At 65.3% G+C, this 21418-nt stretch carries 15 protein-coding genes; 7 read left to right on the top strand and 8 right to left on the bottom strand.

From position 1 onward, the window contains the following. Window positions 1–241: 241 nt before the first annotated feature. Complete coding sequence (locus CK219_RS27550) at window positions 242–1816, top strand: alkaline phosphatase (protein WP_095769766.1); 1575 nt, start codon at window positions 242–244, stop codon at window positions 1814–1816. A 234-nt stretch (window positions 1817–2050) separates the two neighbouring features. Here CK219_RS27550 and CK219_RS27540 read toward each other — a convergent pair whose 3' ends face one another. Then, window positions 2051–2338: a hypothetical protein gene (locus tag CK219_RS27540; RefSeq protein ID WP_245340637.1), complete on the bottom strand. Its 288-nt coding sequence runs from the start codon at window positions 2336–2338 to the stop codon at window positions 2051–2053. A 194-nt stretch (window positions 2339–2532) separates the two neighbouring features. Here CK219_RS27540 and typA point away from each other — a divergent pair, with 194 nt between their 5' ends. Both typA and CK219_RS27530 read left to right on the top strand, forming a co-directional pair. Continuing rightward, window positions 2533–4362: a translational GTPase TypA gene (typA, locus tag CK219_RS27535; protein ID WP_095769757.1), complete on the top strand. Its 1830-nt coding sequence runs from the start codon at window positions 2533–2535 to the stop codon at window positions 4360–4362. Between the two features lie 369 nt (window positions 4363–4731). After that, entirely contained in the window at window positions 4732–5343 is a 612-nt protein-coding gene (locus CK219_RS27530; protein ID WP_095769756.1) for a LysE family translocator, read from the top strand. A 10-nt stretch (window positions 5344–5353) separates the two neighbouring features. Here CK219_RS27530 and CK219_RS27525 read toward each other — a convergent pair whose 3' ends face one another. Both CK219_RS27525 and CK219_RS27520 read right to left on the bottom strand, forming a co-directional pair. Then, the gene (locus tag CK219_RS27525; RefSeq protein WP_095769764.1) at window positions 5354–5677 is read right to left on the bottom strand and encodes a YciI family protein; all 324 of its coding nucleotides are present in this window, start codon (window positions 5675–5677) and stop codon (window positions 5354–5356) included. A gap of 185 nt (window positions 5678–5862) precedes the next feature. Beyond that, a complete protein-coding gene (locus CK219_RS27520; RefSeq protein WP_095769755.1) occupies window positions 5863–6426 on the bottom strand; it encodes a peroxidase-related enzyme in 564 nt (187 codons plus the stop codon). Window positions 6427–6546: 120 nt separating this feature from the next. On the opposite strand from CK219_RS27520, the gene CK219_RS27515 reads away from it, so the two are divergent. Both CK219_RS27515 and CK219_RS27510 read left to right on the top strand, forming a co-directional pair. Continuing rightward, window positions 6547–11316 (top strand): NAD-glutamate dehydrogenase, encoded by a 4770-nt coding sequence (locus CK219_RS27515; RefSeq protein WP_095769754.1) that lies wholly within the window; start codon window positions 6547–6549, stop codon window positions 11314–11316. 447 nt (window positions 11317–11763) lie between these two features. After that, window positions 11764–13143, top strand: a complete 1380-nt coding sequence (locus CK219_RS27510; RefSeq protein WP_245340636.1) for an MFS transporter — start codon at window positions 11764–11766, stop codon at window positions 13141–13143. 186 nt (window positions 13144–13329) lie between these two features. Here the strand turns inward: CK219_RS27510 and purH are convergent, their stop codons facing one another. The 4 genes from purH to htpX all read right to left on the bottom strand — a co-directional run bounded on the left by purH (window position 13330) and on the right by htpX (window position 19339). Further along, complete coding sequence (purH, locus tag CK219_RS27505) at window positions 13330–14946, bottom strand: bifunctional phosphoribosylaminoimidazolecarboxamide formyltransferase/IMP cyclohydrolase (protein WP_095769762.1); 1617 nt, start codon at window positions 14944–14946, stop codon at window positions 13330–13332. A gap of 110 nt (window positions 14947–15056) precedes the next feature. Continuing rightward, window positions 15057–16781, bottom strand: a complete 1725-nt coding sequence (locus CK219_RS27500) for a heparinase II/III family protein (RefSeq protein WP_095769753.1) — start codon at window positions 16779–16781, stop codon at window positions 15057–15059. A gap of 147 nt (window positions 16782–16928) precedes the next feature. Then, complete coding sequence (locus tag CK219_RS27495; protein WP_176477172.1) at window positions 16929–18311, bottom strand: RsmB/NOP family class I SAM-dependent RNA methyltransferase; 1383 nt, start codon at window positions 18309–18311, stop codon at window positions 16929–16931. Beyond that, a complete protein-coding gene (gene htpX, locus CK219_RS27490) occupies window positions 18302–19339 on the bottom strand; it encodes a zinc metalloprotease HtpX (RefSeq protein WP_095769751.1) in 1038 nt (345 codons plus the stop codon). The genes CK219_RS27495 and htpX overlap by 10 nt, the downstream gene beginning before the upstream one ends. A gap of 116 nt (window positions 19340–19455) precedes the next feature. On the opposite strand from htpX, the gene CK219_RS27485 reads away from it, so the two are divergent. Further along, on the top strand, window positions 19456–19677 hold the full coding sequence (locus CK219_RS27485) for a DUF1674 domain-containing protein (RefSeq protein ID WP_095769750.1): 222 nt from the start codon (window positions 19456–19458) through the stop codon (window positions 19675–19677). On the opposite strand, the gene CK219_RS27480 is transcribed toward CK219_RS27485, so the two are convergent. Beyond that, a complete protein-coding gene (locus tag CK219_RS27480; RefSeq protein ID WP_095769749.1) occupies window positions 19674–20339 on the bottom strand; it encodes an HAD-IA family hydrolase in 666 nt (221 codons plus the stop codon). The genes CK219_RS27485 and CK219_RS27480 overlap by 4 nt on opposite strands. Window positions 20340–20511: 172 nt before the next feature. Between CK219_RS27480 and CK219_RS27475 the strand changes: the two genes are divergently transcribed. After that, window positions 20512–21381: a transglutaminase family protein gene (locus tag CK219_RS27475; protein WP_095769748.1), complete on the top strand. Its 870-nt coding sequence runs from the start codon at window positions 20512–20514 to the stop codon at window positions 21379–21381. The last annotated feature ends 37 nt before the right edge of the window (window positions 21382–21418 follow it).

The following is a 21418-nucleotide window of genomic DNA, read 5'->3' as shown; positions in this document are numbered from 1 at the left end:
TACCGGCCTAGGGGCCGCACCGCCACCATCAAACTCAACCCCAAGGCCAAATCGCCCACCAAGCACAACACACTTCGCGGTCAAAACCCCTCTGCGAGCCTGTTCTCGCTAACTGCGCAACAGGCCCACAAGGGGAGAAGGAAGATGTCGACTGTTATCAAAACTTCATGGTTCCGATATGCGCCTGAAACATTGAAGCGAGAGCTTGGCGGTCCCGCTCAACGCCATCCCGGAGACAGCCATGAACAAGCTTTCGCTCACCCGCCGCGCTTTCGTCACTTCGGCCAGCGCCTTCGGCCTTGTCGGCGCCTCCGGTCTGGCGCTGCCCTATTATTCCCGCGCCAGCCAGCGTCCGGCCTTCACGCATGGCGTCCAGTCCGGCGACATCGACGCCACCTCGGGCATGGTCTGGACCCGCACCGACCGACCGGCGCGCGTGATGTATGAAGTGTCGACGACCGAAAGCTTCGCCAATGCGACGCGGCTGGCTGCGCTCGATACCTCGCCGGCCAGCGACTACACGGTGAAGCGGCTGCTCACCGATCTCGCCTCGGACCAGGACATCTTCTACCGCATGGTTGCTGCCGATCTTTCCGACATCAATGCCGTGTCCGAGCCGATCGTCGGCCGTTTCCGCACCGCGCCGTCGTCCAAGCGCGATGTGCGCTTCGCCTGGTCGGGCGATACCGCCGGCCAGGGCTGGGGCATCGACGAGACCGGCATGAAGACCTATTCGACCATCGCCAAGCACACGCCGGACTTCTTCCTGCATTCCGGCGACACCATCTATGCCGACGGCGCCATGAAGGACGAGGTCGACCTGCCCGGCGGCGGCAAGTGGAAGAACGTCGTCATGATCGACGGCAAGCGCAAGGTGGCCGAGACGCTGGACGAATACCGCGACCAGTGGAAGTACAATATGATGGACAAGCATGTGCTTGGCCTGTCGGCCATCTGCCCGACCTTCTACCAGTGGGACGACCACGAGGTGCTCAACAATTGGTCGGATTCGAAGGACCTGACCGCCGACGACCGCTACAAGGAAAAGTCGATCCATGTGCTGGCGGCCAGGGCGGCTCGCGCCTTCCATGAAATGACGACCATCCGCTACGAGCCGTCGGAGCCGGGCCGCGTCTACCGCAAGGTCTCGCATGGGCCGCTGCTCGACGTGTTCTTCCTCGACATGCGCTCCTATCGCGGCCCGAACGGTCCTGATATGGAAGAGACGCTGACGCCGAAGTCGCGCATGATCGGCGAGGAGCAGTCCAAGTGGCTGAAGCGGGAGCTGGCAAATTCCAAGGCGACGTGGAAGGTCATCGCCGCCGACATGCCGCTTGGCCTGGTCGTCTGGAACGACGCGGCGAAGAACGCCGGGGCCGAGGCGGTCGCCAACGGCGACAATGGCGCGCCGAAAGGCCGCGAGCTCGAATTCGCCGACGTGCTGCGCTTCATCAAGAATGCCGGCATCACCAACACGGTGTGGCTGACCGCCGACGTCCACTACACCGCGGCGCATTACTACAATCCCGACAAGGCGCAGTTCCAGGATTTCAATCCGTTCTGGGAATTCGTCTCCGGCCCGATCCACGCCGGCACCTTCGGCCCCAACGATCTCGACATGACCTTCGGGCCGGAGTTGAAGTTCATCAAGGCGCCGACCGCCGAGCAGGGCCAGAACCTGCCGCCGTCGGCCGGGCTGCAGTTCTTCGGTCTGGTCGACATTTCCGGCGCAACGGAACAGCTCACCGTACGGCTGATGGATCGCGACGACAACGAGCTTTACAAGGTTACGCTCGATCCGGTGCGGTCCGCGTAAGGTCCTGGAGAAAATTGGTAAGGTTGGCGGGACAGCGCCCCCCTCTGCCCTACCGGGCATCTCCGCCACAAGGGGGGAGATTGGCCGTCACCTCGACCTTCGCCAATCTCCAACGTTGCAGGAATGAGCGAGGCGCCGAAGCTGCTAATCTCCCCCCTTGTGGGGGAGATGGCCGGCAGGCCAGAGGGGGGCGCGAAGGATCGCGACGTTAGCCGCGTTATGGCAAAGGCGAAATCAATCCGGATAGCAAGCCCGTGGCACGTTGGGCCAGACCGCGGTGTCGCAGTTGGCATCCTTCTGGCGTTGCTTGAAGGCGGCGCTGACCGGGCCGGTGACGATCGGGTCGACGCCGTCGGGGGCATCGGCGAACATCTGCTGCGCGGTCTTGGCGTCGGGCGGTGCGATCGGGTCGGCTTGCCGAAGCGTCGCCGCCGACTGCGCGGCACCGGCAGCGACGAGCACGCCAAGCGCCGCCCACGCGAAAACCGGACGCAATCTGGACATAGGATCGGTCATGAACATCGAACTGTCCGGCCCCTCAAAGGTTCCGCCTTGGTTAACGGAATCATTTCACACCAAGACGTTTAAGAATCAGTGACCATGTATTTGGGGTCAGGCCTCCCCTTTCGCAATTGCGAAAAACCTTGTATGAGCCGCGCAACCGAAAAAGGCGGCGCCTCTGGGCCTGCTGCCTGCAACGCTCCCGAGACCAGACAATGAACCTCCGCAATATCGCGATCATCGCGCATGTCGACCATGGCAAGACCACCCTGGTCGACCAACTCCTGAAACAGTCCGGCGCCTTCCGCGACAACCAGCGCGTCGCCGAGCGCGCCATGGATTCCAACGACCTCGAAAAGGAACGCGGCATCACCATCCTGGCCAAGGCGACCTCGGTCGACTGGCAGGGCACCCGCATCAACATCGTCGACACGCCCGGACACGCCGATTTTGGCGGCGAGGTCGAGCGCATCCTGTCGATGGTGGATTCGGCGATCGTGCTCGTCGACGCCGCCGAAGGGCCGATGCCGCAGACCAAATTCGTCGTCGGCAAGGCGCTCAAGGTCGGCTTGCGCCCGATCGTCGTCATCAACAAGATCGACCGTCCGGATGCCCGCCATATCGAAGTGGTCAACGAGGTGTTCGACCTGTTCGCCGCGCTCGACGCCACCGACGAGCAGCTCGATTTCCCGATCCTCTATGGTTCGGGCCGCGACGGCTGGGTTTCGGAAAATCCGGAAGGCCCGAAAGACCAGGGTCTCGCACCGCTGTTCGACCTGGTCGTCAAGCATGTGCCCGCACCTACGGTGCATCCCGGCCCGTTCCGCATGATCGGCACCATCCTCGAGGCCAACCCGTTCCTCGGCCGCATCATCACCGGCCGCATCGAGTCCGGCACGCTGAAGGCCAACCAGGCGGTCAAGGTGCTGCACCATGACGGCACGCAGATCGAGACCGGCCGCATTTCGAAGATCCTCGCCTTCCGCGGCCTCGAGCGCCAGCCGATCGACGAGGCCCAGGCGGGCGACATCGTGGCCATAGCCGGCCTGTCGAAAGGCACCGTCGCCGACACCTTCTGCGATCCGGCGGTGAGCGAGCCGCTGCATGCGCAGCCGATCGATCCGCCGACCGTGACCATGTCCTTCCTCGTCAATGACTCGCCGCTTGCCGGCACCGAGGGCGACAAGGTGACCAGCCGCGTCATCCGCGACCGGCTGCTGCGCGAGGCCGAGGGCAATGTCGCGCTCAAGATCGAGGAATCGGCCGAGAAGGATTCCTTCTTCGTGTCCGGCCGCGGCGAATTGCAGCTCGCCGTGCTGATCGAGACGATGCGCCGCGAAGGTTTCGAGCTTGCCGTGTCGCGTCCGCGCGTCGTCATGCAGAAGGGCGACGACGGCCAGCTGCTGGAGCCGGTCGAGGAAGTCGTCATCGACGTCGACGAGGAGCATGCCGGCGTCGTCGTGCAGAAGATGTCGGAGCGCAAGGCCGAGATGGTCGAGCTGCGTCCGTCCGGCGGCAACCGCCAGCGCCTGGTCTTCCACGCGCCGACGCGCGGCCTGATCGGCTATCAGTCCGAATTGTTGACCGACACGCGCGGCACCGCCGTGATGAACCGGCTGTTCTTTGCCTATGAGCCGTATAAGGGCGAGCTGCCCGGCCGCACCAATGGCGTGCTGATCTCCAACGAGCAGGGCGAATCGGTCGCCTATGCGATGTGGAACCTGGAAGACCGCGGCCCGATGATCATCGATCCGGGCGTCAAGGTCTACCAGGGCATGATCATCGGCGTCCATTCGCGCGACAACGACCTCGAAGTGAACGTGCTCAAAGGCAAGAAGCTCACCAACATCCGCGCCGCCGGCAAGGACGAAGCGGTGAAGCTGACGCCGCCGATCCGCATGACCTTGGAGCGCGCGCTGGCCTGGATCCAGGACGACGAGCTGGTCGAGGTGACGCCGAAGACCATCCGCCTGCGCAAGCTCCATCTCGACCCGAACGAGCGCAAGCGTTTCGAGAAGGCCGCCAAGGTGATGGGCGCGGCGTAAGGTTCCACGGAAAGTTCGAAAGAGGGAGCGGGTGCTCCCTCTTTTGTTTCAGCGGCAGGCGGCTGCTTTCGTTTCAATTTGGGCGTCGGCGCTGCCCCTCATCCGCCTGCCGGCACCTTCTCCCCGTGAACGGGGAGAAGGGAATCTCGCGCGGACTCCGGCGCTCTTTCTGCAACGTTGGTGATTGGCGAATCGTCGGCGCCATGTCCCTTCGCCCCGTTCAACGGGGAGAAGATGGCGGCAGCCAGATGAGGGGCGGCGCCGGCGCTGGCAGTTGTTGTCGCCTTGATCAACGTTCGCGCCTTGTTGGGCGTGCCAAATCTAGTACGATCGGCTATTCGTTCTTTATCTCTTATAGGGAGCGACCCCATGCATCTCGCCTCTTTGCTGATCTTCGCCGCCGCGCTCTTTGTCGCCGCCGGTTCGCCCGGCCCGTCGATCGCAGCCTTGGTGGCGCGGGTGATCTCGAAAGGATTCCGCGACGTCTTCCCGTTCCTGCTGGCGATGTGGATCGGCGAGGGCGTCTGGCTTTCGCTGGCGGTGTTCGGGCTCGCCGTCGTGGCGCAAACCTTCCACTACGCCTTCGTCGTCGTGAAATGGGTTGGCGTCGCCTACCTTGCTTATCTCGCGTTCAAGATGTGGACGGCCCCGGTCGAGGCGAAGGAGGGCGAGATGCCGCGCGAGGACTCGCCCCTGAAACTTTTCCTTGCCGGCATGGCGGTGACGCTCGGCAATCCGAAAATCATGATGTTCTATCTGGCGCTGCTGCCGACCATCATCGATCTGGCTTCGGTCAGCGTGATCGGCTGGGTCGAGCTTACGCTGACCATGGCGCTCGTGCTGGTCGTCATCGATCTCGCCTGGGTGTTGGCCGCCTCCCAGGCGCGCCGGCTGCTGAAGAGCAAGCGCGCCATGAAGATCGCCAACCGCGTCAGCGCGACGACGATGGCGGGCGCCGCCGCTGCTATCGCCGCGCGATAGAGCGCCGGCCTCACATCATCTCGATGATAGGCGCGATCTCGACAGTGAAAGCCGGGTCCATCAGGATCGGGCAGTCCTTGGCTTTGGCGACGGCATCGTCGATATCCTTGGCTTCGACGATGGTGTAGCCGGCGGTCGGATTGCTGCCGCCATTGTTCTCGATCTTGCCGCCGGGCAGCACCGTCTTCGACATGCCGACCGGATTGCCGCCGTCGACCACGGCCGAGCCGAGCTTGTCGTACCAGCCCGTCCAGGCATCCATAGCCGCTTTGCGTTCGGCGTCGTCGGTCGGCATCTTGCCGGAACCGTGATAGACATAGAGAAATTTCGCCATGTTCTCCTCCCTTTGTCGGCGGCGTCGAACCGGCATGCGGCCACGCCGCTTGCGATATGCAGTGATGCTGCAGCCGATATGCAGCGGCGCTGCAATCGTTGATATGCGGCCTTGCCGCAATCCTGATCATCGGACCAAAACGAAAAACAGGCAATCGATGTTAAGTTGAGTCTAATGTAACGAGTTCACCTTGCCATGGCGTGATATTCGGGATTGGGCCGCATATCGACTGCGGCGGCCACCCTGTTCGACATGTTGAAGAAGGCGGCGGTCGAGGCGATGTCCCAGATGTCGCGGTCGGTGAAGCCGGCCTGGCGCAAGGCGGCGCGATCGGCCTCGACGATTTTAGCCGGCTCCTCGGTCAGCTTCACAGCGAATTCGAGCATGGCGCGCTGCCGGTCCGACAGATCGGCGGCGCGAAAATTCATCACCATCATCTCGCCGAAGGCCGGTTCGCCCGACAGCTGGCGCACCGCCGCGCCATGCGCGGTCAGGCAATAGAAGCAGTGGTTGATCGAGGAGACGACCACGGCGATCATCTCGCGCTCCAGCTTCGACAGACCGGAATCGCCCAGCATCAGGTCGTTGTACATGTCGGTGAAGGCGCGCAGCTTCGTCTCGTCGAAGGCGTAGGCGAGAAGCACGTTGGGCACGAGGCCGAGCTTCTCCTCGCATTTGGCGAAATAGGCTTTTGTCGCCTCGCCGAGCTCCGCCTGGACAAGGTCGAGCGCGGTTACTTTGCCGGTCATGATTGTTCTCCTCGCGCTGTCGGTTGGAATTTTTTTAAGCGCCGTCAAACCTTTGTCGCCAAACGGCGGTCATCTGGCTACCATAGTCGCAAAAGCATATAACGGGAGGGACTAAGCGTCATGGCCAGCGTGAAATCCAAGCCGAAGAGGAAAGCCGCCGCCGCGAAAGCGGAGGAGAAACCCGCAAGGCTTGCCGACTATCTGCTGGCGCGGGCGCCCGCCGAGGACATCGCGGCCTATGACGTGGCCGACCTCGAGCGCGCCGGCGAGCTCGCCGCCCAAGCAGTCGCCAGCCACAGGAAGGGCGAAAGCGTCGTTGCCGTCGAAGCCGATTCGGGCGTTGCCTGCGACGGCCGGCCGGTCACGGTCATCACCGTCGTCAACGACAACATGCCGTTCCTGTTCGATTCCATCCTCGGCGAAATCGCCGAGACAAGCGGTGAGCCGACCTTCGTCACCCATCCGATCGTCACCGTCCGCCACGGCAAGACCGGTGTGGTCGAGGTGCTTGGCGACGGCGGCAAGGAGGATGACGACCGGCTGAGCGTCGTCCATGTGCATATCCCGCGGCTGACCGCCGAGCAGGCCAAGAGCCTCACCGGGCGGCTGCACAAGGTGCTTTCGCAGGTCCGGGCGGCCGTCGTCGACTGGAAGCGGATGCTCGCCCGCCTCGACCAGGCGATTTCCGAATTCCGCTATTCGGCGGTGCCCCTCGACAAGAAGAGCGTCGCCGAGGCGATCGCCTTCCTCGAATGGCTGCGCGACGACAATTTCACCTTCCTCGGCATGCGCGAGTTCAAATATACCGGCGGCGAGGAAAGCGGCTCGCTGGAGCGCGCCGACAAACCCGGCCTGGGCATCCTGTCGGATCCGGATGTGCTGGTGTTGAGGCGCGGCACCGAGGCGGTGACGACGACGCCGGAAATCCGCGCCTTCCTGCACGGGCCGGAGCCGCTGATCGTCACCAAGGCCAATGCCAAGTCGTCGGTGCATCGCCGCATCTATCTCGATTACATCGGCATCAAGACCTATACGTCGAAGGGGGCGCTCGCGGGCGAGCTGCGCATCGTCGGCCTGTTCACCTCGACCGCCTACACGCGCTCGGTGATGAAGATCCCCTATCTGCGCTCCAAGGCCGAGACCGTGATCTCGAAATCCGGCTTCGATCCGCACGATCATTCCGGCAAGGCGCTGATCAATATCCTGGAAAGCTATCCGCGCGACGAGCTGTTCCAGGTTCCCGTTCCCATCCTGCGCAAGCACGCCAGCGCCATACTCGGGCTGATCGAGCGGCCGCGGGTGCGGGCGCTGGTGCGCGCCGACCAGTTCGACCGCTTCGTGTCGGTCATCGTCTTCGTGCCGCGCGACCGCTACGACAGCGTCGTGCGCGAGAAGGTCGGCGCTTATTTGAAAACCGTGTTCGAGGGCCGGCTGTCGGCCTATTACCCGGCCTTCCCGGAAGGCGGGCTGGCGCGCGTGCATTTCATCATCGGCCGTTCCGGCGGCAAGACCCCGAAGGTCGAGCAGTCGGCGATCGAGGCGGCGATTCGCGACATCGTGCGCACTTGGGAGGACGCGCTCGCCGAAGCCGCGGAGGCGGCCGGCAGCGACCCGGCGCTGAAGGCGATCGCGGCGCGTTTCCCCGAAAGCTATCGCGACAGCTTCTCGGCCGCCGTGGCGCTGGCCGATGCCGGCCGCATCGCGAAGATCGGGGCCGACAATCCGATCGCCATCGACTATTACCGCCATGCCGACCAGAAGCCGCACCAGGCGGCTTTGAAGATCTATCATTTTGGCAGCCCTGTCGCGCTGTCGCGGCGCGTGCCGGTGCTGGAAAACATCGGCTTCCGCGTCATCAGCGAGCGCACCTTCGAGGTCGCCGACACCGGCTCCGGCAAAGTCTTCATCCACGACATGGAACTGGAGAACAGCTATGGCGCGCGAATAGACATCTCCGACGGCGGCGCGCTCTTCGAGGACGCCTTCCTGTCGGTCTGGCGCGGCGATGTCGACAATGACAGCTATAACGGCCTGGCCCAGACCGCCGGCCTGTGGTCTGGCGAGATCGCCATCCTGCGCGCCTATGGCCGCTATCTGCAGCAGGCCGGCATTCCGCAGAGCCAGGATTTCATCGCCGCCGCGCTCAATCGCTATCCCGAGATCGCGCGCGGCCTGCACGCGCTGTTCGTCGCCCGGCTCGGCCCGGCGGCGGAAGGTGAAGGCGCGGTTGCGGCCAAGCACCTCAAGGCCAAGATCAAGGACGCGCTGGAGGAGGTGCCCAACATCGACGACGACACCATCATCCGTCGCTACCTCAATCTCATCGAAGCCTCGCTGCGCACCAATCATTTCGTAGCCGATACGAAACAGAAAGGGCAGTCGCTCGCCATCAAGCTCGATTCGCAGGCGGTCGAGGGACTGCCGGCGCCGCGGCCATGGCGCGAGATCTTCGTCTACGGATCCGAGGTGGAAGGCGTGCATCTGCGCTTCGGCCCGGTGGCGCGCGGCGGCCTGCGCTGGTCGGACCGCGCCCAGGATTACCGCACCGAGGTGCTGGGTTTGGTCAAGGCGCAGCAGGTCAAGAACGCCGTCATCGTGCCGGTCGGCGCCAAGGGCGGCTTCTATCCCAAGAAGCTGCCGATGAGCGCCGGGCGCGATGCCATCTTCGAAGCAGGCACCTCGGCCTACAAGAACTTCGTCTCCAGCCTGCTCTCGATCACCGACAATATCGGCGTCGACGGCGTCATCCCGCCGGCCGGCGTGGTGCGGCGCGACAAGGATGATCCCTATTTCGTCGTCGCCGCTGACAAGGGCACGGCGACCTTCTCCGACACCGCCAACGCGATTTCCGAGAAGCATCACTTCTGGCTGGACGATGCCTTCGCCAGCGGCGGCTCGGCCGGCTACGACCATAAGAAGATGGGCATCACCGCCAAGGGCGCCTGGGAAGCGGTGAAGCGGCATTTCCGCGAGATGAACCGCGACATCCAGACCTCGCCCTTCACCGTGGTTGGCGTCGGCGACATGTCGGGCGACGTGTTCGGCAACGGCATGCTGTTGTCGCCGGCCACCAGGCTGATCGCCGCCTTCGACCATCGCGACATCTTCATCGATCCCGATCCGGACATGGCCGCCTCGATGGCCGAGCGGCAGCGCATGTTCGCGCTGCCGCGCTCGTCCTGGCAGGACTACGACAATTCGAAGCTGTCGGAAGGCGGCGTCATCGTCTCGCGCAACCAGAAATCGATCACACTGCCGCAGGCCGCGGCCGCCGCGATCGGCCTCGCCAAGACCACGGCTACGCCGGTCGAGATCATGAACGCCATCCTCAAGGCGCCGGTCGACCTTTTGTGGTTCGGCGGCATCGGCACCTATGTGCGGGCTTCAGGCGAAAGCAACGCCGATGTTGGCGACCGCGCCAACGACGCCGTCCGCGTCACGGCGCTCGATGTCCGGGCGAAAGTCATCGGCGAGGGCGCCAATCTCGGCGTCACGCAACGGGCGCGCATCGAGTTCGGCATGAATGGCGGCCGCTGCAACTCGGACGCCATCGACAATTCGGGCGGCGTCAACTGTTCCGACGTCGAGGTGAACATTAAGATCGCGCTGGCGTCGGCGATGCGCAAAGGCTCGCTGGCGAGGCCGGCGCGCAACAAGCTGCTCGCCGAGATGACCGACGAAGTGGGCGCGCTGGTGCTCGCCAACAACTATCAGCAGACGCTGGCGCTTTCGTTGGCGCGCAGGCGCGGGCTCGCCGACATCGCGCACCAGGCGCGCTTCATGTCGGCGCTCGAAGCGCGCGGCCTGCTCGACCGGGCGGTCGAGACGCTGCCGTCGCCGGCGGCGCTTGCCGAACGCGAGGCGCGCGGCGAGCCGCTGACCAGGGCCGAGCTCGGCGTGCTGCTCGCCTATGCCAAGATCGTGCTGTTCTCCGATATCGTCGCCAGCGACGTGCCCGACGATCAGCATTTCGATCGCGATCTGATGGGTTATTTCCCGGAACGCATGGCGAGGAAATTCGCCGGTGAGATCCGCGAACACCGGCTGCGGCGCGAGATCATCGCGCGCGTGCTCGCCAACGACCTTGTCAATCGCGGCGGACCGTCCTTCGTCAACCGGCTGCAGGAAGCCACGGGCCGCACGGCGGCCGATGTGGTGCGCATCTTCGCCATGGTCCGCGACGGCTTCGCGCTGCCCGCGCTCTATCGCGAGATCGACGCGCTCGACAACCATATCGACGGGCAGGTCCAGCTCGATCTCTATCAAGCGATCAGCCGGCTTATCTTTGTGACCAGCGGCTGGTACCTGAAGCACGAAGCCGGCTCCGCGCCGCTTGGCCAGCGCATCGCCGAATTGCAGGAGGCGCGCAAGGCGCTCGAGCCGAAGCTTCTCTCGCTGCTGCCGGCCTTCTCGCGCGAGCGCGTCGAGGAGCGGCAGCACGGCCTGTCCAGGAGCGGCGCGCCGGAGAAGCTCGCCGGGCAGCTCGCTTTGGCCGAAGTGGCCGAATTGATCCCCGACGTCGCGCTCACCGCGCGCACGGCCAATGCCGACATCGTCAGTGCGGCCAAGGCCTTCTTCGCCGTCAGCGATGCCTTCCGCATCCCGCGCGTCGAGGAAGCCGCGCGCTCGATCATGCCGCCGGACTATTACGACCAGTTGGCGCTGTCGCGCGCGGCCGACACAATCGGCGTGGCGCGGCGCGGCATCGCGGTGGCGGCGCTCACCGCGCGCGGCACGGCGGCGGATCCGGTCGCGGCTTGGCTGGAAGCCGGCGGCGACCGCGTCGCGCGCATCCGCGAGCGGCTGCAGGCGCTGACCGAAGGCGGCGACATCACCGTGTCGCGGCTGTCGGTGGCATCGGGCCTGATGAGCGACCTGACGGGGATGTGAAGTTCCTCTCCCCACTTCGCTACGGCATGCACACATTTCCAAGCGGCTGGTCTTTGGCGATAGCGTGCATGGCAGCTTGGCGCATGCATTGTCTTATGCAGCGCTGGTCGACCCCTACTCCGTCTCGGCTTTGCCGAGCCACCTCTCCCCCGATCGACGGGGTAGAGGAAAGGCGCCAAGCTTTTTGCCATCAACGCTCGTCCAGCAAGGCTCCCTTCCTTTCCCTCCGGAGGGGGGAAGGTGGCGCTGCGAAGCAGCGACGGATTGGGGGAACCACCTGGCAATCAAGCCTCGGCCTGATCAGTCGCGCCAGTCACAGAAGATGTGTGCATAGCGTAGCCCACTTCGTGGGGCGAGGAACCCGAACGGCGCCGCTTGTCCATTTGCATCGGTGCCTGAAAACATGCAGACATGGCGCCCGACGCGAGCGGTGCCAGGGGAATCAGCATGGTGGCGGTAGAGACAGTGCAGCGGGCATCGGGGCGCGGCATCTGGGGCTGGATGTTCTTCGACTGGGCGGCGCAGCCATTCTTCACCGTCGTCACGACCTTCATCTTCGGACCCTATTTCGTCTCGCGCATGGCGAGCGATCCGACTGCCGGGCAGGCCGCGTGGGGTTACGGCATTGCCGCCGCGGGCCTGGTCATCGCGGTGCTGTCGCCGGTGCTCGGCTCGATCGCCGACCAGACCGGGCCACGCAAGCCGTGGATCGCCTTCTTCGCGGCCATCAAGATCGTCAGCCTCACGCTTTTGTGGTTCGCAGCGCCGGGCTCGAATCTTTTCCTGGTCGTGCTCCTGTTCTCGCTGGCTTCGGTGGCGGCCGAATTCTCCACCGTGTTCAACGATTCCATGATGCCGCGGCTGGTGCCGAAGGAAGAGATCGGCCGGATCTCCAACATGGCCTGGGGGCTCGGCTATCTCGGCGGCATGATCGCGCTGATCTTCGTGGTGCTGTTCCTGGCCGGCAATCTCGAGACCGGCAAGACGCTCATCGGCCTTGATCCGTTGTTCGGACTCGATCCGAAACTCGGCGAGGACGCGCGCTTCACCGGGCCGATGTCGGCCGGCTGGTATTTCCTGTTCATCCTGCCGATGTTTTTATTCACGCCGGACGCCACCAAGGGGATCCCGATCGGCCCGGCAGTGCGCGAGGGCCTGTCCGAGCTCAAGTCTACCCTGGTGGAAGTGCGCCAGCGCAGCGGCATCCTGCGCTTCCTCTTGGCCCGCATGATCTATCAGGACGGCGTCAACGCGCTGCTGGCGCTCGGCGGCACGTTCGCAGCCGGCATGTTCCAGTGGTCGATCACCGAGATCGGCCTGTTCGGCATCATCCTCAACATCGTCGCCATCTTCGGCTGTTGGATCGCGGCGCGGCTCGATACAGCGCTCGGCTCGAAGCATGTGGTGATGATTGCGCTGGTGATGCTGTCGGTCGCCACCATCGGCGTCGTCTCGACAGGGCCTGGCTTCACGCTCCTCGGCCTGGTCCCGCTGCCGACCGCCGATTCCGGCGGCCTGTTCGGCACAGCGGCCGAGAAAGCCTATATCCTCTACGGCCTGCTGATCGGGCTTGCCTTCGGGCCGGTGCAGGCGTCATCGCGATCCTACATGGCGCGTAGCGTGACCGCCGCCGAGTCCGGCCGCTATTTCGGCATCTATGCGCTGGCCGGCCGGGCGACGAGCTTCCTGGCGCCGTTCATGGTGGCGAGCATCACCACCATCAGCAATTCGCCGCGGCTCGGCATGGCGGCGATCATCCTGTTCCTCGGCATCGGCATGGCGATCCTGGCGGGGACACCCTATCCGGCGGACAAGCCGAAGAGGTAGCGCGACTTTTCCTCCTCCTTGTGGGGGAAGGTGGATCGGCGCGGAGCGCCGAGACGGATGAGGGGTGCTCCAGCTTGGCGAACATGCCCGTCGAAAGCCGCAATCGCCCACGCCTCATTCCCTGGAGCACCCCTCATCCGTCGCCTTCGGCGACACCTTCTCCCACAAGGGGAGAAGGAAAAGGCGCTAATGCCTAAAATGCCTTACGCCGGTGAACACCATGGCGATGCCGTGCGCGTCGGCGGCGGCGATCACGTCCTCGTCGCGCATCGAGCCGCCGGGCTGGATCACCGCGGTGGCGCCGGCCTCGATCGCCGACAATAGCCCGTCGGCGAAGGGGAAGAAGGCGTCCGAGGCGACGACCGAGCCTTTGGTCAGCGGCTCGGCGAGGCCGGCCGCTTCGGCAGCGTCCAGCGCCTTGCGGGCGGCGATGCGCGAGGAATCGACGCGGCTCATCTGGCCGGCGCCGATGCCGACGGTCGCGCCGTCCCTGGCATAGACGATGGCGTTGGACTTGACGTGCTTGGCGACGCGGAAGGCGAATTTGAGGTCGGCCATCTCAGCCGGCGTCGGCGCGCGCTTCGTCACCACCTTGAGCTCGAGATCGTCGACGACCGCATTGTCGCGGCCTTGCACCAGCAGTCCGCCGGCGACGGATTTCACCGTCGTGCCGGCGACGCGCGGATCGGGCAGGCCGCCGGTGACCAGCAGGCGCAAATTCTTCTTCGCCGCTACGATCGCGGCGGCCTCGTCGGTGGCGTCGGGCGCGATGATGACCTCGGTGAAGGTCTTGACGATCTCTTCCGCCGCCTCGGCGTCGAGGATGCGGTTCATGGCGACGATGCCGCCGAAAGCCGAGACCGGGTCGCAGGCCAGCGCCTTGGCGTAGGCCGCCTTCAGCGATGAGCCCTCGGCAACGCCGCAGGGATTGGCATGCTTGATGATAGCGACCGCCGCCGAGCGCGCCGGATCGAACTCGCCGACCAACTCGAAGGCGGCGTCGGTGTCGTTGATGTTGTTGTAGGAGAGTTGCTTGCCTTGCAATTGCTTTGCCGTTGCCACGCCCGGCCGCTTGTCTCCCGACAGGTAGAAGCCTGCGCCCTGATGCGGGTTCTCGCCATAGCGCATCACCTGATCGAGCCGGCCGCCGAACGCGCGCCATGTCGGGTGCTCGATCTCCAGCGCCTCGGCGAACCATCCGGAGATCGCAGCGTCATAGGTTGCGGTGCGGGCAAAGGCCTTGGCCGCCAGCATCTTGCGGAAATCGAGCGACAGCGAGCCCAGATTCATCTCCAGCGCGTTGACGACGGAAGCATAGTCGGCCGGGTCGGTGACGATGGCGACGTAGGCGTGGTTCTTGGCCGAGGCGCGGATCATCGCCGGCCCGCCGATATCGATGTTCTCGACGATCGAGGCATAGCCGGCGCCGGAGCGGCGGACGTCCTCGAACGGATAGAGATTGCAGACAACGAGGTCGATCGGCTCGATGCTGTGGTCGTGCATGGCCTTGGCATGCTCGGCGTCGTCGCGGATGCCGAGCAGCGCGCCATGCACCGACGGATGCAAGGTCTTCACCCGCCCATCCATGATCTCGGGAAAGCCGGTGAGGTCGGAAACGTCGCGGACCGCCAGGCCCACCTCGGCGATGGCCTTTGCCGTGCCGCCCGTCGAGACCAATTCGACGCCGGCAGCGGCGAGCGCCTTGGCGAAATCGACCAAGCCTGTCTTGTCGAAGACGGAAAGCAGCGCGCGGCGCACCGGAACGAGGTCGGGCGCCGGAATGTTTTTTGTGGGCACGGCCATGGCGGGCGGCCTTTCAGAGCTGTTGGCAGGGACGTTGGCCGGCCCTAGCATATGAGCCCCGGAAATCAAGTGAGTCCGGGATCAGGCGCGCAGCCGTTTGCCAGCCAGCCTCAGTTGTTTTCGGAATAGCCGGAGATAACGGTGCGGGTCAGCTGCCAGTGGACCTCGGCAATTTCCGAGGCCTTGAAGGCGAGCACGATCTGCCGGCTGCGGCGCGGCCCGCTCAGGCCGGCAAAGTAGATCGATTCCTCGACCTCCGGCACCACTTCGGCGCAGGTGAAGACCCAGCTGTCGCCCTGCGCGCCGGCGAGCGTCAGGCGGTCGTGGTCGTCCTGCAGCAGGCTGATGTCTGGGTGGACGTGGAAGCGCACCGTGACGAAGTCGCGGCCGTTGTTGCGGATCGCGGCATTGCCCGGGCGCAGGAACCGATCGCGGCCGGCAAGCACGTTGCCGTTGCTGGTCAGCTTCAACTCGCGCTCATGCAGGAAGCCGAACTGCTGGACATAGCCGTCATGGCGGGCGACGAAGCCTTGCATGCCCTTCTGGTCGAGGCGCTTGCAGGGCACATGCTGCGGGCCGCCGATCAGCGGCGATCCCAAAAGGTCGCTGACGCGCAGCGAGTGGCTGAAGCGCGCCGACGAGGTGTCGTTGAGCGTGGCGGTCGAATGCGCGGCGGTGGCGCGGGCCAGCGGCCGGAATTCCGGGGCGCCATAGGTGTCGATGCCGGCATTGACGATGAAGTGCTGGCGCCCGGAGGAGAGCTCGAAGGCGAGGCAGCCGGCATGTGCTGCGTTGGAGACGTCGACCGGCGGCGGCAGGCCGGTGTCGGCGATCACCGTCACGCCGCCCATCGACAGGCGCTCGTAGCCGGAATGCGGCGCGTGCAGCAGCGGCGCGCCCACCGTGTCGTCATGGCGCATGATGGTGGCGATGCGGTCGTGGATGGTGGCGCCCATGCCGTTGAAGCGGGCAAGGCTGCCGTCCTGATGGCGAAAGAAACGCAGCGCCGGCAACATCCGGTCGATGGCGCCGATCAAGGCCGACGGCGGCGCCTCGGCCTGGTTGGCATAGGTCTGGCGCAACGGCAGAAGATCGGCCAGCAGCTCGAGCACCGCCATCGGCTTGCGCGAGATATGGCCGCCATCGGGCAGGATCTGATGCTCGAGCTCCTCGGCCAGGTTGCGTGTCGCGGCACGCAGCGCCGAGGCCGGCGCCGGCAGGGACAGCGCGGCGAAGGCGAGCGCGATGCGGGCGCGCAGCCTGGCCTCGCCATCGGGCATCTCGCGCACCATCGAGCGGAGATAGCGGATCTGCACGGCGAGCGATTTCAGGAACGCGCGATAGAAAGGGAATTCGGCGCCCTGCAGCACCACCGAGGAGTGCTGCAGCCAGGCGATCACCCGCTTGGCCGTCGTTCCCGGCTCCCAGGCGATGCCGGAGATCTGGTTGCCATGCATGGCGATCCAGTCGGTCACCAGGGCTCTCGCGTTGGCGGCGGCGAGCTCGGTGCCGGTGGCGCGCATGTGGCGCAGCCAGCGGAAGCCATGCAACGATTTCTGCCAGCCGCGATTGGGCACGTCGAGCTGAAAAGGCGACTTGCCGCCGGTCTCGACCAAATGGCCGGACAGCGGGTAGCGGCCGTAATAGATCTCCAGCGCGATCTGCGGGTCGGCGAGCCGCAGATCCGGCGGGGCGATCAGGACGCGTTCGGGCGTGCGGCCGGAATAGCGCCAGCGATAGATCGGCCCGGCGCGGAGGCGCCGACGCGTTTTGCGCCAGAACTCCCTCGCGACAAGCGTCCAAAGACGCGTCGTGCTGCCGGCAACAAGTGCCAATAGCCCTCCTGATGTCCCCATAACCCAAGCACAAGCTTATGCGATTCAAGAACTTATGCGAAGGCGGATTTCGCCGAAGTGAACCGCTTCACGCCGCCTTGCCCGTGCCGTCGCTAAAAAAGTCAGCAAATTTTATGAGATAACGTCTCAATCGGCCCGTCTCATCCGCGCGGCAAAGAAGCCGTCCAGGCCTGAAATCCCGGGCGTTTCCAGCGCGAGGTCGGCCGGCGTGGTGCGCAACATACCCTCCAGGGTCAGAAACGGATCGACGCCGGCAAATTCGCCAGGCCGGATCGGATCGGCGACGACGCCGGGGTTCCCGGCGAGGAAATCGCGATAAAGCTCCTCGCCTTCGATCGGGTCGAGCGAGCAGTTGGAGAACACGATCCGTCCGCCGGGCCTGACGAGGGTAACGGCATGGGCAAGCAGCCGGCGCTGGAGGTCGGCGAGTTTTTCGACATCGGCCATGGTCTTGGTCCATGGCACGTCGGGATGGCGGCGCACCGTGCCGGTCGAGGAGCAGGGCGCATCGAGCAGCACGGCGTCGAACAATTGTGCCGGCCGGTAATCCAGGAGGTCGGTCTGTACGAGCTCGGCGGTCAGGCCAAGGCGCTCGAGATTCTGACTGAGCCGCGCCAGCCGGTTCTTCGAGGTGTCGATCGCGGTCACCTCGGCGCCGGCCAGGATAAGCTGCGCCGTCTTGCCGCCGGGCGCGGCGCACAGGTCGGCGACGCGCTGGCCTCTGATGTCGCCGAACAGGCGTGCCGGCAGGCTTGCCGCCGCATCCTGCACCCACCAGGCGCCATCGGCGAAACCGGGGAGGTCGATGACATTGGCGGCAAGCTTCTCGACGCGCACGGTGCCGGTCGGCAGCACGATGCCGCCGAGACGCTCGGCCCAGATCACCGGGTCGGCCTTGACGGTGAAGTCGACCGGCGCCTCGTGGCGATGGGCGGCAAGGATGGCTCGCGCCTTGTCGGCTCCGTAAGCAGCGGTCAGCCGCTCGGAGAACCATTGCGGCGCCTCGCTGGTGGCGGCAAGCGCCGGGGCAAGCTCAGCCTCCTTGGCGCGCGCCAGCGAACGCAGCACGCCGTTGACGAGCCCGGAGAAACGCAGCGTTCGCGGATCGGATTTGGCGTGGGTGACGGCAAGGTCGACGGCGGCGCTGTCGGGAACATCGAGAAACAGGATCTGCGCGGCGGCGACATTGAGGATATGCGAGAGCGCCGTGGCGTTGGCCGGCAGCGGCTTTTCCAGGCGCTTGGACAGCAGCCCGGCAATGGTCATGCGGTGGCGCAGCGCCGTGACCAGGATGGCGCGCACCAGCGCCCGGTCGCGGCCGTCCAGCGCCTTGTATTGCGGATGGCCGTGCTCGTTATCGGTCAACCCGTCCAGCGGCGTGCGGGCATCGATGACGGCGGCAAGTAGCCGCGCCGCTGCCTTGCGTGCGGCAAGGCCGGCGACGTTCTCGTCACCAGCCTTGTGTTGCGGATTGCCTGACTGTCCGCGCCTCGGCGGCGTCACGACCAGGGACCCTTCGACCGGACATTGCGCGGTCCGGTCGGGTTGCGGCCCCAGGGATTGGGCTTTGGCGGCGCCGGCTCAGCCTCCGCTGGCGGCGGGTCCGCCGGCTTGCCCCATGGCCCCGCCGACGGCTCCTCGGGCTGAATGGGTGGCGGAGAAGCCCGGCGCCGGGCGGCCGGCGATGCGCCACCCATCGCGCGCGCCATCTCCTGCAGCGCGGCTATGCGGTTCTCGGTGCTCGGGTGGGTCGAGAACAGATTGTCCATGCGCTCGCCATGCAGAGGATTGATGATGAAAAGATGCGCCATCGCCGGATTGCGCTCGGCATCCTCATTGGGGATCTGTTCGGCGCCCCGAGCGATCTTGTTGAGCGCCGAAGCCAGCCACAACGGGTTGCCGCAGATCTCGGCGCCGCGCCGGTCGGCTTCGTATTCGCGGGTGCGGCTCACCGCCATCTGCACGATCATCGCGGCGAGTGGCGCAACGATCATCGCTACAAGCACGCCGACAAAGCCGAACGGATTGTTGTTCTCGCGGCTGCCGCCGAAGAAAAAGGCGAAATTGCCGAGCATCGAGATGGCGCCGGCGAGCGTCGCCACGATCGTCATGGTCAGCGTATCGCGATGCTGCACATGGGCAAGCTCATGCGCCATCACCGCCGCGACCTCTTCATGGGAGAGCCGCTCGAGCAGGCCGGTGGACGCCGCAACGGCAGCATTTTCCGGATTGCGGCCGGTGGCGAAGGCGTTGGGCTGCGGGTTGTCGATCAGATATGTCTTCGGCATCGGCAGGCCGGCCTGCTTGGCCAGCGCCTGCACGATCGCGTAATATTCGGGCGCGTTCTTCGCGTCGACCTCGACGGCGCGGTTCATCGACAGCACCATCTTGTCGGCGTTCCAATAGCTGAACAAATTGGTGCCGGCGGCGATCAGAAGCGCGATGACCATGCCGCTCGGGCCGCCGATCAGATAACCGACGCCCATGAACAGCGCCGTCATCGCGGCGAGAAGCATGGCGGTGCGAAGCGTGTTCATCGTTTCATCCGTCTGGTCTGATGGCGGAGGAGGTGGCGAATAGGGGTCGATCCTTCTGTCGTCATGGCTATATGATGGGAGGCGCCGGTCTTCGTTTCAATCGGCGGGAGTATCGCATGACCGAAGAACCCAGCAAAACCGAAGCAGTTGCAACGACCAAAGAGCCGCAAAAAACGCTAACCCCAGCGGCGCAGCGCGCGTTGACCGAAGCCGAAGCGCGTCGCCGGACCTACCGAGCGGCCGAAGCGCAATTGCCGAAGGAAATCGGCGGTCGCGGCGGCAAGGAGCCCGGCCGCTACGGCGACTGGGAGGTGAAGGGGCTCGCCACCGACTTCTAAGCAACCGCACGCTCGGGCGCGAGCGCGATCCAGCCACTGACGTCCGTAGCGATGCCGATTTCGTCATAGGAACGGATTGTCGGGTGCGGCGTGACCAGCGGGTGGACATGCGTGGCGCTGATCACCACCACCGACGCGCCGGAGGCCTCGCCTGCCGCGATGCCCGCCGGCGCATCCTCGAAGACCAGGCAGTCGCGCGCCTCGACGCCGAGACGGCTTGCCGCCAGCAGGAAGCAGTCCGGCGCCGGCTTGCCATGAGTGACATCTTCCGCCGTGACCATCATGGCGGGAACCGGAATACCGGCCGCCTCGATGCGCAGCAGCGCCAGCTCGCGCGGCGCCGAAGTGACGATCGCCCAGCGCTCCGGCGGCAGCGATTGCAGAAACGCGATGGCGCCAGGAATCGGGACGATGCCTTCGAGGTCCTCCGCCTCGGCCTTGAGCAGCGCATCGGCTTCGGCGACGGCGTCGACGCCCGGCAGCTTCAGTCCCGCGATCGTCTCGATCGCGCGCTTGCCATGGATCGTGGGCAGGAAGCTCGCCACGTCGAGGCCGTGACGCTCCGCCCATTTTGCCCACACCCGTTCCGCCGCGGCGATCGAGTTGAGCACCGTGCCGTCCATGTCGAACAGGAAGGCAGCGAATTTTGAGCCTGCAAACATCGAATGTCCTGGAGAATCGTTTTCGGGAGGGGCGAAACGCAAAGCCCAGTTTAGACCGGCCGGCACCGCCTGAGAAGGCGAGAGGCCCACCATTTCATCCCGGCACGGGAACAAGCTCCGGCTCGCGGCGTTGAACGGGCAGTCTTTCCAAAATCATCAAGGGGGGCATGCGATGCTGATCCGGCTCGGCTATGAAATCGCCATCGAATGCGCGGCCGTGACGCCGATCATCTCGCTTCTCGACATCCATCCGGACCGCCATGCCGACATCAAGCGGCAGACGCGGGTTCTGACCTCGCCCTCAGTGCCGACCCGGACCTATCGCGACCGCCACGGCAATATCTGCCGTCGTTTCACGGCGCCGGCAGGCAACTTCCGCATCCTCTATGACGCGGCGGTCGAGGACAGCGGCGAGACCGACGAGGTGAACACGCTGGCGCACGAAACGCCGGTCGCGGAACTGCCGGACGATGTGCTGGTCTATCTGCTCGGCAGCCGCTATTGCGAGACCGACCATCTCAGCGACACCGCCTGGCAGCTTTTCGGCCAGCTGCCGCCCGGCTGGGCACGCGTCCAGGCGATCGTCGATTATGTAAACAGCCGGCTTTCCTTCGGCTACGGCTATGCGCGCGCCACACGCACGGCGGCCCAGGCGCATGAGGAGCGTGTCGGGGTGTGCCGCGATTTCGCGCATTTGGCGATCGCGCTTTGCCGGTGCATGAACATTCCGGCGCGCTACGTGAACGGCTATCTCGGCGATATCGGCGTGCCGGCCGACCCGGCGCCGATGGATTTCTCGGCCTGGATGGAAGTCTACCTCGACGGCAAATGGTACACGTTCGATCCGCGCCACAACCGGCCCCGCATCGGCCGCGTCGTCATCGCGCGCGGCCGCGACGCCACCGACGTGCCGCTGCTGCACAGTTTCGGCCCGCACCGGCTCACCCTGTTCAAGGTCTGGACCTACGAGCAGGAAGGCAACCGCTTCAATCCCCCGCATCACGGCGTCGATCGGACGGCCAGCGCGCAGATGCTGGGGTAGGTTCTGTCGATATTCAGGTGAGGGCCGGCCTGCGAAG

The organism is Mesorhizobium sp. WSM4313 (assembly GCF_002294725.1).
Classification (GTDB): domain Bacteria; phylum Pseudomonadota; class Alphaproteobacteria; order Rhizobiales; family Rhizobiaceae; genus Mesorhizobium.
This window is presented reverse-complemented; position numbering and strand designations above follow the sequence as displayed.

Coding starts and splice junctions, on each gene's coding strand:
- CK219_RS27510 (WP_245340636.1), top strand. CDS start 11,764: ATGGTGGCGGTAGAGACAGTGCAGCGGGCATCGGGGCGCGGCATCTGG.
- CK219_RS27540 (WP_245340637.1), bottom strand. CDS start 2,338: ATGTTCATGACCGATCCTATGTCCAGATTGCGTCCGGTTTTCGCGTGG.
- CK219_RS27485 (WP_095769750.1), top strand. CDS start 19,456: ATGACCGAAGAACCCAGCAAAACCGAAGCAGTTGCAACGACCAAAGAG.
- CK219_RS27530 (WP_095769756.1), top strand. CDS start 4,732: ATGCATCTCGCCTCTTTGCTGATCTTCGCCGCCGCGCTCTTTGTCGCC.
- CK219_RS27520 (WP_095769755.1), bottom strand. CDS start 6,426: ATGACCGGCAAAGTAACCGCGCTCGACCTTGTCCAGGCGGAGCTCGGC.
- CK219_RS27550 (WP_095769766.1), top strand. CDS start 242: ATGAACAAGCTTTCGCTCACCCGCCGCGCTTTCGTCACTTCGGCCAGC.
- typA (WP_095769757.1), top strand. CDS start 2,533: ATGAACCTCCGCAATATCGCGATCATCGCGCATGTCGACCATGGCAAG.
- CK219_RS27480 (WP_095769749.1), bottom strand. CDS start 20,339: ATGTTTGCAGGCTCAAAATTCGCTGCCTTCCTGTTCGACATGGACGGC.
- CK219_RS27515 (WP_095769754.1), top strand. CDS start 6,547: ATGGCCAGCGTGAAATCCAAGCCGAAGAGGAAAGCCGCCGCCGCGAAA.
- CK219_RS27475 (WP_095769748.1), top strand. CDS start 20,512: ATGCTGATCCGGCTCGGCTATGAAATCGCCATCGAATGCGCGGCCGTG.
- CK219_RS27525 (WP_095769764.1), bottom strand. CDS start 5,677: ATGGCGAAATTTCTCTATGTCTATCACGGTTCCGGCAAGATGCCGACC.
- purH (WP_095769762.1), bottom strand. CDS start 14,946: ATGGCCGTGCCCACAAAAAACATTCCGGCGCCCGACCTCGTTCCGGTG.
- htpX (WP_095769751.1), bottom strand. CDS start 19,339: ATGAACACGCTTCGCACCGCCATGCTTCTCGCCGCGATGACGGCGCTG.